The organism is Kitasatospora sp. NPDC101235, from assembly GCF_044767505.1.
GTDB lineage: Bacteria > Actinomycetota > Actinomycetes > Streptomycetales > Streptomycetaceae > Kitasatospora.
The window spans coordinates 1-13082 of the sequence record NZ_JBIWNZ010000066.1 but is presented as its reverse complement, the minus strand read 5'-3'; the positions used below and the strand labels follow the sequence as shown (position 1 = coordinate 13082).

Below are 13082 nucleotides of genomic sequence, written 5' to 3'. Positions count from 1 at the left end.
GCCCTTCAACGACACCAGAGGATGGTGCTTCAATGTCGCAGTTCAGCTCCACGCCCGGCTCGCGATCGGTCATCGGACGCAATTCCCCGGGGTCCTCTCTACTTCTCTCAAGGATGTCCGGCTGGTGGGGAGACCCCCGTCCGCGTGGTGCACAGACCCCCTCGATCACCGACGTCCAGGTTCACCCGTGAGGGCTGGCAAAACATCAGAACGGGACGGCCCACGGGCCGGACGGTCGGGGGAGGGAGCACTCCGACTACGACGTCGTGGTGGTCGGTGCGGGCGCCGCTGGGTTGAACGCCGCGCTGGTGCTGGCTCGTCTTCCCGCGGATGGTGCCCCGGGACGCCCTGCTGTTCGGCCTGGGTTGCGAGCGGGACGAGAGCGGCTGGGTCACCACCGACCGCACGGGCCGCACCAGCGTGCCCGGGGTCTGGGCGGTGGGCAACGTCGCCGATCCGCGCGCGCAGGTGGTCACGGCGGCGGGGGCGGGCTCCGCGGCGGCATTCGGCATCTGGTCACTGATCGTCTTCGGGCGTCCCCCGCTCCGCTTTGGGTCCAGCGCGTCGAATCCCGCTCGTTGAAGGCGCGACCGGATCCGCGCCCGGCCGCGCCCCGCCGACACCTTGACGCCCCTCCCGGGGCGGGTGATCGATACTGCCGTGTGCCCTGGCCACCCTGCTCGACCGCCGGCCTCGTCGGCGGTCGCCTGGCGTTCACCGCACAGGCACGCGCCGCGGATTGTCAGTCTCGGTCGGCAGGATGCGGGTGACACAGCAACTCGCACCGAGGAGTACCGTGACCGCCGCCACCGAGCCGATCTACTACCCCGTCTTCCAATCCCTCTGGTGCGCTACCGACCTTGGTCCGCATCGCCCGTGTGGCGGTACGTACGAGTGGTACGACTCCGGCACGCTGCCGCCGCTGGACCCGGCCCGTTTCGACGGCGGGTTCGGGTGGCTTGGCGGCACGGGCCCGGTGGTGTCGGAGCTCGCCGGGCACCTCGACGCCGTTGCTGCTGAGCTGGCGGGCGCCGGGATTGTGCTGCCCGCCGATTTCATCGCTTTCCAGACCGGCGCCGACAGCCACCGGGCCCTGGACGCGGTGTCGGCCACGGCCTGCTGGACGGACGTCTCCTTGCCGATACCGAGCCCGGTGGAGCCCGGTGCCTTCCTGGTCCGCTTCCTGCGCGACCAGCAGGACTGCGTGCACTGGTACCTCTACCTCCGTCCCACCAGCGGGGCCTTCGTGGTGGCCTCTCCGCTGGACATCGCGCACGCGCCCGAGTGGGACGAGCCGGACGTGCCCGTGGACTGGTTCGGGGCCATCGCTCAGTGCGCCTTCTCGTTCGAGGAGTTCGCGTACCGCTTCTGGGTGGAGAACCGCCTATGGTGCGCGCTGCACGGCTACGGAGAGGAGAACATGGACGACGAGCTCGCGGGGTACCTCGCGCACTACGAGCGGACCTGACCCGACTGCGACGAGCTCGACGGCCGAGAGCACAGCCTGCTCGGCGAGGCCCGTCGCACGATGCGCAGCCGGGCGGCGGGGATGCCCCTGGTGAACATCGAGCAGGCCTCGGAACAGCCGCCCAACCCGCTGAACCTCTGTCAGCTTGACGTTTAACTTCCGGCCGTGTTCGGACTGTCGGTGACTGCTGCTATCTGTGGCAACGTGACCAGCGACGACAAGGGTGCCAACCCGCAGAGGTTCAATATCGTGCTCGGGCCGGAGAACGGTCCGTACGCCTGCCCGTGCTGCGGCTACCTGACCATGGAAACACGCGGGGCGAACGAGACGTGCCTGGTGTGTTACTGGGAGGACGACGGGCAGGACGAGCACGATCGCGATGAGGTCCGTGATGGTCCGAACCGGACGTTGAGCCTTGCCGAGGCGCAACGTAACTACGAGACGATCGGCGCCTGTGCACCCCAGTGGGTCAAGTACGTTCGCGCGCCCTTCCCCGGGGAGCGGAAGTACAAGGACCCGGAGTATCGCCAGCTCTAGAGGTCCGGGCGATCCGCTGGGGTTGTCACTCACACCGGGATTCCTCGGACGGCGGAACGGCCTTCGCGTGATCCTGAACTCGACCAAGAGATCCAGAACTTAACGCGAGGCCGTAGCCATGAGTGTGACGGAACAGGCGTCCAGCGCGATCCGTTTGCGGAACTGTCACGCTTCCGGGCGGACTTCTACGACTGCCTGACCGGTCGCCGGGATGTGTTGTTCGAGCTGACCGACGCACTGCTGTGCACCGAGGGCCCGGTGAAGACTCTGGTGGGCCTCGCGCTCGCCCCCGAGTACCGCCGCGGCCACGGTGCCTTGTACGGCGCGCTCAACAAGAGCCGTCTTGACGTCGACCGGCTGTGGCGCACGCTCGCCGGGCTGCCGTTGCCGCGTGCCGCCGATGGCCGCCCGCTCGTCGCCGATCGCCGCCGCCCGTGGGAGCGGCCGGCGGAACCGAACAAGCTCACGCCCGCCCACGTCCGACGCGGATTCAGGAACCTCCAAACGAAGGTCCCCTCACCACCCCGCGCACCGAAACCCACCCTCCCCGGCCCCGGCCGACCGCCCCGCACCAAGAACCGGTGCCCGACACGCCGCCCCGACGTGGGCAGAGTCCTCGCCACCGGCGAGGCATACGCCCGACCCACCCACCACGGGAAAGGCACCAAACCCCGCCGAACTACCGCAGAAGGTTAAATGTCAAGGTTAGTGCCTGTGTCTGAACCTCAGGCTGTCCGAGCGGCGGTGAGGATGCCCCGACCGTCAGCCCCCTCCGGACGACCCACGGACATCTCGACGTGGGTGGCCAGGGAAATGCCATGCTCGCAGTCTCATCGGGCCACTACGCTGCCGGAATGATCCATCCGTCGACCCGACCGCTGACCCTCGAAGCCGCCAAGGACCTCCAGGGTCTCCTCCGTGCCGAGATCGGGCCGGGTCTCAGCGAGCAGGAACTCGATGACATCGAGGGCCGGTTCGGCTTCCGCTTCGCGGCGGACCACCGGGTCTTCCTCTCCGTCGGACTCCCGCACGGATCGCGAAGCTGGCCGGACTGGCGCCATGGCGACCCTGAGGACCTGCGGGCGCGCCTGTCCTGGCCGGTCGAGGGCGTGCTGTTCGATGTCGAGCACAACGGATTCTGGTACCCGGACTGGGGGCCGAGGCCCGCCGAGACGACGGACGCGCTACGGATCGCACGAACCGAACTGGCGACCGTCCCGCAGCTGGTTCCGCTCTACAGCCACCGCTACCTGCCCGGCACGGCAGGTGAGTCGGGCCATCCGGTGCTCTCGGTCCACCAGACCGACATCATCTATTACGGGAACGACCTCTCCGACTACATCCGGCATGAGTTCACTGGCCGGCCGAGTGGGTATTCCCGGACTCGTGCGACGGTCGGATTCTGGTTGTACATCGTCGAGGGCTGCCCGGAGACCGCGTTCACCACGCCGCACGATCACTACGCCGCAACCCCGGCGGAGGCGGTCGAGCACCTGCGGATGCTGGCGCTGGAGCGTCTGATCGGGCGCCAGGTCTACGACGACCAGTTGGTCCAGGTCGGGCTGGTGGCGCTGGCGCTCGATGTGGAGGCGCCGTCTCTACCGCTGCTCGCCGGCCTGTCGCACGACGAATACGGGCAGGCCTGTGTGCTCTTCGAGCAGGTGCTCACCGAGCTGGGTCTCGCCTCAAGTCTTCCCGCCAACGACACGGACCTTCCGTGGGAGTCGGTCCGCTGGGAGCTTGTCCGCTGGTGGCTCCGGCTGATCGTGAATGGAAGTACGGCACCCGCAGCCGGTGGTGGCGCGATCGTGTACGAGGGTTGGGGTGTGCTGGCCCGGCCCGAGGCACTGAAGCCGCTGGTCGACCTGGTCAACGACTGGGAGGCGAACGAGCACAGCACACGCGAGGAGATCGCCAACGCAATCGTCACGGAGGCCGAGCGGCTGCTCGCCGGCCCATGGCCCCCGCACACGGGCTGATCCCGACCCTGGACGTGCGGTCATGTCGAGAGGGGCTGTAGACCCCTCCGGCGGCCCCGTGTCGCGGGAAAAGACCAGTCCCGGCCGCCGAAAAGGCAGCCGGGACTTTTTCCATGGCCGCCCGGCGAATTCCCCCGGAGGAAATCCATGGACTTTCCGCAACTTCTCTGTCCATAGCCGCGGCGGACGACGATCCCCTCGACGGGGCCGGGAAAGGCCGGCCCCCGCGACCACCGACTCGAAGGGGGAGCACCACCATGCCGAAGGTCCAGGAGGAGAGTGGCAGCCGGCTGCCGCACCGCCGTCGCCGACTCAGCCCTCCTCACCGTCGCCTTCGTCATCGCCTGAACCGGCAGGCCCGCAATCACGCGGCCCCGCCCGCATGGGCGCCGGAACCCGATCGCGGGCAGGTCAGGCCGCCCGCCCAGCTGCTGCCCCGCGTGCCAGTCGACCGGCTCGACCAGGTCGACCAGGTCCCCGCCGTGGTCGACCTGGCCGCCGTCGCCGAGATCGTCGCCGCCCACCGCGGCCGCGTCCATCTGGCCGCCGGCCGGGACGCCACCGACGCGATCGACGAGGCCGTCACCGACCTGCTCGCCCGCACGGGCGCGGAGTGAGTCGCCTGCACAACCCGCACGGCCCCGTCGGCGACGTCGTCGCGGTGGTCACCGACCGCGCCGCCCAACGCGTCAAGGAACTCGGCGCCGACGAGGTCCTGGAGGCGCTGCGCGCCGAGCTGGAGCAGCATCTCCGGCTCGGCCGCCTGGTCCACACGCTCTCCAAGGGCGGCCGGCGGGTCGAGCTGTCCTCCACTCGCATCGAGGGCGACCCCGCCGTCGGCCGACCGGCCGTCAACGTCGTGCACGCCTACGCCTCCGCGCCGCCCTGGCCGCCGACCGTGCGGATCGCCGTCGTCGTTCCCGAAGACCCGCCCAACCCAGAGCCGTAGACCGGCAGCAGGCCGGCCGCGTCGGCCGACCGGCATGGTCCAAGAAACAAAGCCCTATGGTGATCCAATGGACCTTGGGGCGGTACTGATTGCGATCACCGGTGTGTCAGGCACGCTGGGCGGTGCGTTGCTCACCCAAAGGGGCGCCAACCAGGCCAAGAAGCGCGAGCTCGAGATGGGTCACGCCATTCAAGAGGCCCGTGAAAACCGCGAACTGCGGAGGCGGTGCTACACCGAACTCCACCGGGAGGCCCGGCAATTCGCCACAGCACTCAGCCGCCAGCTGTACGTCGTGCGGGATCGCCCAGCCGGGGAAGATGACATCCGGGCGCTGGAAGGAGCCAAAGACGCCCACCGGGACCGCTGGTCCGAGACCCTGATGGTCGCCCCCGACACGGTGATCGGACCGGCCAACGAGCTGAACGACGGACTGACCCGGGTGTACGGGCAGATCAAGCGCATCGAACAGGGAAACCCCAGGTCGGGCGAAACCCTGCGGTCCGCCGCCGAGGCGCAACAAGCACTCTGGCCCCTGATACGCGCCACCAGAGAGGCAATGCGCGGTGACCTGGGTGTCACAGGAGCCACCCCTTGGCCACAGTCGAACACGTACGACGACCCGGCGATGATCGGCGACTTCGAAGACCCGCTCGGCGACCCCGACTCCTAGTGGATCGTCTCGCATCGTTGGCCAGGTAGCGAGACTCGCGTGGGCGGCAATAGCGTGGTGGGCCGAAGATGGGCCGGGGTGCGAGAGGGCGGCATGGCAGGGATGGATTTGCGGTTCGCCGCCTACTTGCCGCATCCGGTCAAGCGGCACGCCCCGGTGTCCGCAGTGGTGGCGGAGTCGACCGGGGACGATGTGCCGGCGCTGGCCTTGTTGCAGGCCCGGGCTCGCGGTGGTTCGCCGCGCGAATGGGCGGACCGCATCCATCGGGCGCGCTGTGGAGAGCGCAGCCTAGTGGTCACTGCGAAGGTATCCGGTGAAGCCGTCGGGTACGCGAACGTGGCGTTCCTTCCTGAGCATCCTGTGGACCGTGCCCCGGCCGGCTACTATCTGACCGGCGTCACGGTGGATCCTGCCTGGCGGCGTCGCGCTATAGCGAGGCTGCTGACCCGGCGGCGCATGGACTGGGTCTGGGAACGGGACTCGGCAATCTGGTGCTTCATCTCCGCCAGGAACCGCGCCTCACTCGACCTGCATCGGGAACTCGGGTTCGATCACGTGCTGATCGGTGCCTCATTCCAGGGCGTCGAGTTCACCGGCGGTGAGGGTTGGCTTCTACGAGCGGACCCGCCGCAATCGTGACGGCTCGGGCCGTGTGGCCTCCGGGGCGGGCAGCACCGCGCCGGCCGACGTCACCGCCGAACTGCTGCACCCCCTGCGCCCGCTGCTCCCGGCCCAGACCCGGCGGGGCATCAAGCCATCGACCGAGAAGCCTTGGTGACCCCTCCGCATACCTTGATGCCGCAGGTCGCAGCCACCAAGCCGTCCGGGTTCCCGGCGTTTTGGAGGTCGACCCGGGAACGGCATCAAAGCGAGCCGCGCTCCGGCGGTCACTCGGTCACCGAGGTGGCGGGCGGCCCACCAAGGTTCCCGGTCGATACCTCGATGCCCGCCCGAGGCTGGGCCCAGAAGCCTTGGTGAGCGATCAAGGTGTCGACGGTTCTCGCAGGTCAAAGCATTGGTGGCGCACTGGTGCCGGTCACCAAGGTACGCGGCCGCCGCCGGGTCGCCAGGGTGCGGCGCCGCCGTGGTGATGCCGGGCAACGGCCTCCAGTGTTGCCTGAGCAACCGTCAATTCCACCCAGACCCAGGCCTATTCCACGTTGCCTCAGCAGCGATCAGGCAGGCCGATGTCGACCCTGCGGACACCCGGCTCGAACGTGGCGAACGACTGCTCCCAGGCCTCACCCGGCCAGTGGTAGGTCACACGGCCCTCCGCCGGTCGGTAGACGGCGGTGTAGACGGTGCCCAGGCACTCCGCGTACCGCGCCTGGTAGAGAGGCTGCCGCAGCAGCGCCCGCAGCACCGAGCTGACGCGGTCCCCGGTGGCACCCGTCGCCGCGCGCACGGCGGCGAGCCGTTCGTGGGTGCGGGTGAATGCCTCCTGGCCCCGCGGAACCGGGTCGAGCTGGTGGTTGGCGGCGATCGGCTCCGGGGCTACGGTCGCCGTCATGTCCGGGCCGACGTGGACGGTCAGGGCCTGGTCGCCGTCCACGAGGGTGAGGTTCTGGGCGGTGGCGATCGGCAGCCGGCGCAGTGCTGCCACGGCTTGCGGAACGCTGTCGCAGGTCTCCAGCAGGTACCGCAGGACGATCGGGGCGGCGAAGCCCGGGCCGTGCACGAACCTGCCGCCGAAGGTCAGTGAGACCGCCAGCCCGGCGTCGTTCGTGCCATCGAGCAGGCCCCACTGCACCTCGCCCGTCCCGATGACCGGGCGCAGGAAGTCGGAACGGACGACCTTGCGGTCGCAGCGGGCCGGGTCGTAGTCGTAGTTGCGCAGCAGTACGCCGTCCACAGCGGCCTGGGTACAGGCAGCGAACCACGGTCGCAGGCCGACCTGGGTGAGCAGGGCGATCGCGCCGGGCTCCGGCGTCCCGGCGGAGAGCTGGTGCAAGACCGGTACCAGCTCTGGCATGTGGGCGGCGAACACGTTCTTCGCCGCGCGCTCGCCGTCCGACGTCCGCATCTGCGGGGTGATCCAGGTGGCCGCACGCGGTTGGCCATCCTGTACCAGGCCGGCCCAGCGGTCGTCTGTCCCGGCGCCGACATCCACGGCAGTGAAGCCGACGTCCTTGATCAACATGGCAGGCACCTTTCCTCGGCAGCGTCTGCCACCAGGCCACGCCCTGTCACTGTGTGAGGGTCAAGCATGGTGTGAGGGGCAAGCCTTGACGACAGGACCGGGCAGCCCGCCAGACGATCACTCATCGCCTACGACTACTGACCGCAACCGCACTCCTTGGACTCAATCCAGGTTCCACGGCTGGTCACTGTGCGGAATCATGTGCGGGTGATCTCGCCGCCGCCTGATGACCTCGTCACCGGCCTGATGCGCTCGGAGAAGCCCGCCGACGTCGTCTGCGCCGGTGCCGCTTGCCTGGCGCCGATGCTCGACGGCTTCGTCTGGGTGAAGTCTCGGCACCCACTGGAACGACGAACGTCGGGTCGTCGCGAGGTGATCACGCTGGAGAAGAGCAAATGGAGCGGATCAGGGCACTCGATCGAGTTCACGGTGACGAGCCTGGCCGTCCGCGCGGCGGACGGCCTGACCGGCTACTCCTCGGGCTCCCAGGCGATCAGCTGCTCGAACACCTGCTGGTCGCCTTCGATCTTCAGGTCGCTCAGCGTGAGGCGGCCCCAGACGAAGAGGAGCAGCTGCTCGGCCGTGCCCGTGGCCGAAGCGGAGGCGGGCGCGGCGTCGTCCGTGAGGGGTGCGGGCCAGGCGCCGGTGCCGTCCAGCGCGAGGAGCCAGGAGCGGCCCTCGGTGGCGTGGTAGTGGATGGTGGCGGCCTCGTGCGGCCAGGCCGCCGGGGTGGAGTTGCAGGTGTCGAGAAGCACCCTATTTTCCAGGCCGTCAGCTGCGGAGGTCCCCCATGCGTTGCTCACGCCCTGGGGCTTCGCCCAAGACCTGATCGAGCTCCTCGCCAGCACCGGCAACCACGCGGAAGCGCGCGCCCTGTGGACCCGGGTCCAACAGCGAAGCCCGGGACACCAGCAGGCATTCACGGCAGGTCAGGACATGGCCCGGGCGGGAGATCGACCTGGCTGGCACACGGCCGAAGCCGTGGGCTGGTGTGCGGCAGTGTTGGGCCTGCAGTAGGACCTGGCACGTCGCGGCCGGTCTCCGACAGCCGGGGCGCCCATGCGCTCACCCGAAGCCTGGCCCTCGGACTGCTGCAGCTCCTCGACAGCCAGGGCGCCGACGCCCCGGTGTGGCGGCGCTTCGGTCGGGGCGGCTGACACACCCTCACCGCCACGCTGGACAACCCGGACGGCGACCGGCTCCTGGCCGTCGAACGCAAGGCCGCTCCCTACCGGCGCCAGCCGGTCGGTCTCACGAGATTGAGTAGGACAACAGGACCTGCTCAAGCGAACTCGCGATCTTGAGCCGCAGATAGTAGACGCAGTCACCGTTGACATGGGTCGACAGCGTGCACTCGTCCGTCAACGTCACGGAGGTCGTCGTGGTCTGCGGGGAGCCGTTGGGCCCGATGGCGCCGACCACTTGGTCCGAGACCTTTGAATCCAGTACGTCACAGCACTGGTTCACATTGACGCCCACGGTCCCGAGCGCCGGGTTGGCTGAGGGATCGAACATCTCTGCCGTGAGCTGAATGCTGATGGTCCGGCCAATGGCCGCATGGAAGGGAGGCGAGAACATCACCACCGTCGTACTCTCGCGGAACGACTCGCTGATCGGCAGTGCGACAGCACCATTGCAGGTCTTATCGGTGCGCGGATTACTCAGTTCGGACACGGGGAAACACCGTCCCGTCGGTTTCTTCAAGCGCAGCACACCACGGCACCCGTCGCAAGTCGCGGATGCCCCCGCCGCCGTACAGCCGGGTCGGTCCGTCGACTCCACCGACGAACTCGCCGCCGTCGCCACCGGCGCCGACTACCGGTACCGGTCCACGCTCGCCCGCAGGGCCCGGTCGACGTCCGGCCGACTGCTCTCCCGAATCCGGGTCAGGACTTCGGGCCGAGGCAGACCGACCTGGAGGATCGGCGAGCGCCGGCCGCACTCGGCCCGGTTATGACGCGTGGCGGGCCAGGGTGCCGCCCCGGTGCAGGGCCCCGGCCGCCGGCCCCGGGGCCGGCGGCCGGGGCCTCCGGGGTCGGAAGCGGCAGGGGTCAGAAGCGGCCGGCGGCGATGAACACCGCGAGCGCGCGCAGGACGGTATCCGCCGCGATGTACGCGGCCTCCCCGGTGTAGCGGCAGCGGGTGTTGATCGCGCCGACCATCAGCAGGGCGAAGGCGGCGGCGGTCACCGGCACGAGGACCGGCGCGATGCCGAGCATGCGGGGCAGGGCCAGGCCGAGCGCGGCCAGGAACTCCAGGGCCCCGAGGGTCCTGATGAGCCCGGCGGGGGCGTCCTTCGTCCAGGCTGCGCCGGGCAGGGTGGCCATCTTCTCCCTGGGTGTGAAGGTCTTGTTGACGCCGCCGGCCAGGGCGGCCAGGGCGGCCAGGGCGACCAGGGCGGTGGCGGTCCACAGGGCGAGGTTCATGGGGGGTGTTTCTCCTGTCCGAGGGGTCAGTCCTGCCAGGCGCGGCGGGCGAAAGCGGGGTCCACGGGGGTGTGGAAGAGGTGGTTGGTGTAGTTGCTGATGGTCCTCACCGACACGGCGAGCAGGATCTGCAGGATGTCGGTCTCGGTGAAGCCGGCCCGCAGGAAGTCGGCGACGTGGGCGGCGCTGGGCAGGGCGCGGGTCTGGACGAACGCCTCGGTGAACGCCGCGAGCGCGGCCAGGCGCTCGTCGGGGACGGGCTTGCCGTCGCGGACGGCGTCGGTGACCTCGGTGGGCACCTTGTTCAGGTCGGCGAGCGTCAGCGCCGCGGCCAGCGCGCCAACGCCCGCGCAACGTTGAAGGTGTCCACCGCCGACCACCACCAGCGCCGGCACACCACATCGGACAAGGCGCAGAGCCAAGTCCCGGGCGACCTCCAGCCCCCACGGCCTGGCCGCTTCCGACAGCAACACCGCCGCCCACCGCAAGACGGGGCGGCTCGAAGGAACAGCCGGGCTGGACGCCGTCGGCCTGGACACACTCCATCCGGGGGTGGATCGGTCGGTCCGTGTGTGTCGAATCGTCGTCCGCATGACGAACGGTGTTTTGATTTCACGACGCGGCACGTTGGGAGGCGAACACGTGGTTACCGAAGCGAGGCCGGGACCGACCGGAACAGGCGCAGGGGCATCACGACGCCGCGTCCTGACCACGGCCGTGCTGGGATCGGCATTCGCGGCACTGCCGGGACGGGCCGTCGGCGCCGGGCAGGACGCCTTGCACGAAGGGGCGTACGGCGGCACGGACCACGCCCCCGGAGGTGAGGCGGCCGCTGACGGCAAGGAGGCCGGCGCGCTGGTGCGTCCGGCTGAGAGCACCGCGGGGGACTGGACCCACGTCGCGGCGGAGCTGGGCCGCAAGGGCAGCATGCTGGGCACGCTGATCTACCGGACGGCTTTCCCACGCACCGACCTGCATGTCGTCTCCCAGGGCGTCACCGTGTCGTCGGAACTCGCCGTCGGCTCGCACGTGTCCTTCATCCGCTATGCCGACAACACCACCCTGACCATGGGAGAACTGGCCGTCACCGAGGCGGAACTGCTCCCGGTGACCGGCGCGCTGCAGTCACACGGCATCGAGCAGGTGGCCATTCACAACCACCTGCCCGATCACACTCCCCGTGTCGTGTGGATCCATACGCACGGACACGGTCCGAACGCCCTGGCCCTGGCCCGCGGCCTGCGCGCCGCGTTCGCCCACACGGGCACGCCGCCTGCCGAGTCCTCGACGACTCACCCGCAGAAGCTGGAGCTGGACACGGCGGGCATCGACGCCGCCCTGGGCACCACAGGCACCGTCTACGGCAGTGTCTACAAGTGCGCCTTCCTGCGCCGCGAGACGATCACCGACGGCAACTATGTCCTGCCGCCCGGTTCCGGGGCGACCACGGCCTTCAGCTTCCAGCCGGTGGGAGGAGGCCGCGCCGCGCTCAGCGGGGATGTCGCCGTGCTGGCCGGGGAGGCGCAGCATGTGCTGGGCGTGCTCCAGCGCGACGGGATCGGGATCGTCGAACTGCACAATCACGGCTTGGTCGACTCGCCCCGCATGTTCTTCATCCACGTCTGGGCCGTCGGCGACGCCGTGAAGATCGCGCGGGCCCTGCACTGTGCGGTGGCCGCCACCAATGCCGTACCCGCCCATGGGGCAGCAGGGGGCGAGTAGCGGGCCTGACGGCAGCGACCCATGGTCCGTGGTCCACGAGAACCGCTTCGTCGGCGAGACCACGCCGTGGCTGCGCGGGGTCGGCCGTGTGCCCGTCCGGGCACGGTTTCGCGCTGGTCGGCCCCGACCTGTCGCCGGTCACCGTGGTGCTGGACCCCCACGACGAGCAACAACACCGGCGGCCTGGAGGCCATCGGCAACCGCATCGGCGGATCCCTGACGGTCATCGGCAACTCCGGCACCGGGCCCTTCCCCGAGGACAACCACCCCGAGATCGAAGGCAACACCATCGCAGGCTCCCTGGCCTGCTCGGGCAACACCCCGCCCCCCACCGACGACGGCCACCCCAACACCGTCACCGGCGCCCGCGCCGGCCAGTGCAGCACCCTGTGACCGACCCGGCCGGGCACCCCGTCCCCGTAAACCCGTAGTGCCCGCGCCCGCTGCCGCACTCCACACAGCGGACGCGGGCACCTCGCGCCGCTCGGCGCCGCTCCAGCTGCTTCGCAGACGGCGAGGGCCGCAGCTATTGAAGAAAGGCCACGCGCGCCGCACGCCGTCGGTGGAAGCACGAGTGACTCCCATTCACGCGAACGGCTCACCCGGAGATCAGCGTCGAGCATGGCCGGGCCCAGGCGGTCTGACCGGCCGGCCCCGCCCGGCGCCGCGAGCCAGCCTCGCGGCGCCGGACCCGTCGCCGAACACCGCCCGCCCAACGCGGGCGCACGCAGAAAGGGGAACCGCACGGAGCGCCAGCCGATGGACCTGGCCACCTACAGCGAACACGCCCAGCACGGGCCCTGCTTCATCTGCCGCCTGGATGCCGGCGACCGGCCCCGGTCCGCCTGCGACGGCGGCCGGGGCCTCGTCGTCAGTCGTCCTCGTCGTCGTCGACGGGCGGATGCGATGGGGTGGAGGCGTCCTCTCGCTCGGGCGGCACGAGGGACCCCGGGGCCGCTCACTGCTTCTGTCGAGGAACCGACGGAACCAGCGGCATAGCAGGATGTCATCCGGCGATCAGAAGCCCGCAAAACTCCCTACCCTGCGAGATCGGCGGAAATTTTCCCTTCACCCGTGACATCCCGGCACCGGGTGTGCTCCGTCGAGTGGGCAGAGACGAACGGAGGCACGCCCTGTGCGTAGCGCAGACCTGGAGGAGTTCCGCGGTTTCGCCGAGGAGCGGTTGCCGCA

Annotated in this window: 17 protein-coding genes; 11 read left to right on the top strand and 6 right to left on the bottom strand. The window is 69.8% G+C overall.

What is annotated here, in order from left to right; translation table 11 throughout:
* The first annotated feature begins 330 nt into the window (after positions 1-330).
* The 9 genes from ACIRRH_RS43215 to ACIRRH_RS43175 all read left to right on the top strand — a co-directional run bounded on the left by ACIRRH_RS43215 (position 331) and on the right by ACIRRH_RS43175 (position 6242).
* Positions 331-582 (top strand): FAD-dependent oxidoreductase, encoded by a 252-nt coding sequence (locus ACIRRH_RS43215; protein ID WP_403078923.1) that lies wholly within the window; start codon positions 331-333, stop codon positions 580-582.
* A gap of 214 nt (positions 583-796) precedes the next feature.
* Positions 797-1468 (top strand): hypothetical protein, encoded by a 672-nt coding sequence (locus ACIRRH_RS43210; RefSeq protein ID WP_403078921.1) that lies wholly within the window; start codon positions 797-799, stop codon positions 1466-1468.
* Between the two features lie 204 nt (positions 1469-1672).
* Positions 1673-2005, top strand: a complete 333-nt coding sequence (locus ACIRRH_RS43205) for a CPCC family cysteine-rich protein (protein WP_403078920.1) — start codon at positions 1673-1675, stop codon at positions 2003-2005.
* Between the two features lie 39 nt (positions 2006-2044).
* Positions 2045-2701, top strand: coding sequence for a transposase (locus ACIRRH_RS43200; RefSeq protein WP_403078925.1), 657 nt, complete (start codon positions 2045-2047; stop codon positions 2699-2701).
* Positions 2702-2802: 101 nt separating this feature from the next.
* Positions 2803-3984: a hypothetical protein gene (locus ACIRRH_RS43195; protein WP_403078918.1), complete on the top strand. Its 1182-nt coding sequence runs from the start codon at positions 2803-2805 to the stop codon at positions 3982-3984.
* 440 nt (positions 3985-4424) lie between these two features.
* Positions 4425-4601, top strand: a complete 177-nt coding sequence (locus ACIRRH_RS43190; protein WP_403078916.1) for a hypothetical protein — start codon at positions 4425-4427, stop codon at positions 4599-4601.
* Positions 4598-4933 carry a hypothetical protein gene (locus ACIRRH_RS43185; RefSeq protein WP_403078915.1) on the top strand — a complete coding sequence of 112 codons (336 nt, stop codon included), beginning with the start codon at positions 4598-4600 and terminating at the stop codon, positions 4931-4933. The genes ACIRRH_RS43190 and ACIRRH_RS43185 overlap by 4 nt, the downstream gene beginning before the upstream one ends.
* 67 nt (positions 4934-5000) lie before the next feature.
* A complete protein-coding gene (locus ACIRRH_RS43180; protein WP_403078914.1) occupies positions 5001-5603 on the top strand; it encodes a hypothetical protein in 603 nt (200 codons plus the stop codon).
* Positions 5604-5696: 93 nt separating this feature from the next.
* Positions 5697-6242, top strand: a complete 546-nt coding sequence (locus tag ACIRRH_RS43175; RefSeq protein ID WP_403078912.1) for a GNAT family N-acetyltransferase — start codon at positions 5697-5699, stop codon at positions 6240-6242.
* Between the two features lie 526 nt (positions 6243-6768).
* Here the strand turns inward: ACIRRH_RS43175 and ACIRRH_RS43170 are convergent.
* The 6 genes from ACIRRH_RS43170 to ACIRRH_RS43145 form a co-directional block, all read right to left on the bottom strand.
* Positions 6769-7743, bottom strand: coding sequence for a C45 family autoproteolytic acyltransferase/hydolase (locus ACIRRH_RS43170; RefSeq protein WP_403078911.1), 975 nt, complete (start codon positions 7741-7743; stop codon positions 6769-6771).
* Between the two features lie 197 nt (positions 7744-7940).
* Positions 7941-8171 carry a hypothetical protein gene (locus ACIRRH_RS43165; protein WP_403078909.1) on the bottom strand — a complete coding sequence of 77 codons (231 nt, stop codon included), beginning with the start codon at positions 8169-8171 and terminating at the stop codon, positions 7941-7943.
* A 42-nt stretch (positions 8172-8213) separates the two neighbouring features.
* Positions 8214-8546 carry a hypothetical protein gene (locus ACIRRH_RS43160; RefSeq protein ID WP_403078908.1) on the bottom strand — a complete coding sequence of 111 codons (333 nt, stop codon included), beginning with the start codon at positions 8544-8546 and terminating at the stop codon, positions 8214-8216.
* A 448-nt stretch (positions 8547-8994) separates the two neighbouring features.
* The gene (locus ACIRRH_RS43155) at positions 8995-9417 is read right to left on the bottom strand and encodes a hypothetical protein (RefSeq protein WP_403078907.1); all 423 of its coding nucleotides are present in this window, start codon (positions 9415-9417) and stop codon (positions 8995-8997) included.
* 377 nt (positions 9418-9794) lie between these two features.
* Entirely contained in the window at positions 9795-10169 is a 375-nt protein-coding gene (locus tag ACIRRH_RS43150; RefSeq protein WP_403078905.1) for a DoxX family protein, read from the bottom strand.
* Positions 10170-10195: 26 nt separating this feature from the next.
* Positions 10196-10591, bottom strand: coding sequence for a carboxymuconolactone decarboxylase family protein (locus tag ACIRRH_RS43145; RefSeq protein ID WP_403078904.1), 396 nt, complete (start codon positions 10589-10591; stop codon positions 10196-10198).
* 169 nt (positions 10592-10760) lie between these two features.
* On the opposite strand from ACIRRH_RS43145, the gene ACIRRH_RS43140 reads away from it, so the two are divergent.
* A complete protein-coding gene (locus ACIRRH_RS43140; protein WP_403078902.1) occupies positions 10761-11891 on the top strand; it encodes a DUF1259 domain-containing protein in 1131 nt (376 codons plus the stop codon).
* Between the two features lie 66 nt (positions 11892-11957).
* The gene (locus tag ACIRRH_RS43135; protein WP_403078900.1) at positions 11958-12284 is read left to right on the top strand and encodes a hypothetical protein; all 327 of its coding nucleotides are present in this window, start codon (positions 11958-11960) and stop codon (positions 12282-12284) included.
* The last annotated feature ends 798 nt before the right edge of the window (positions 12285-13082 follow it).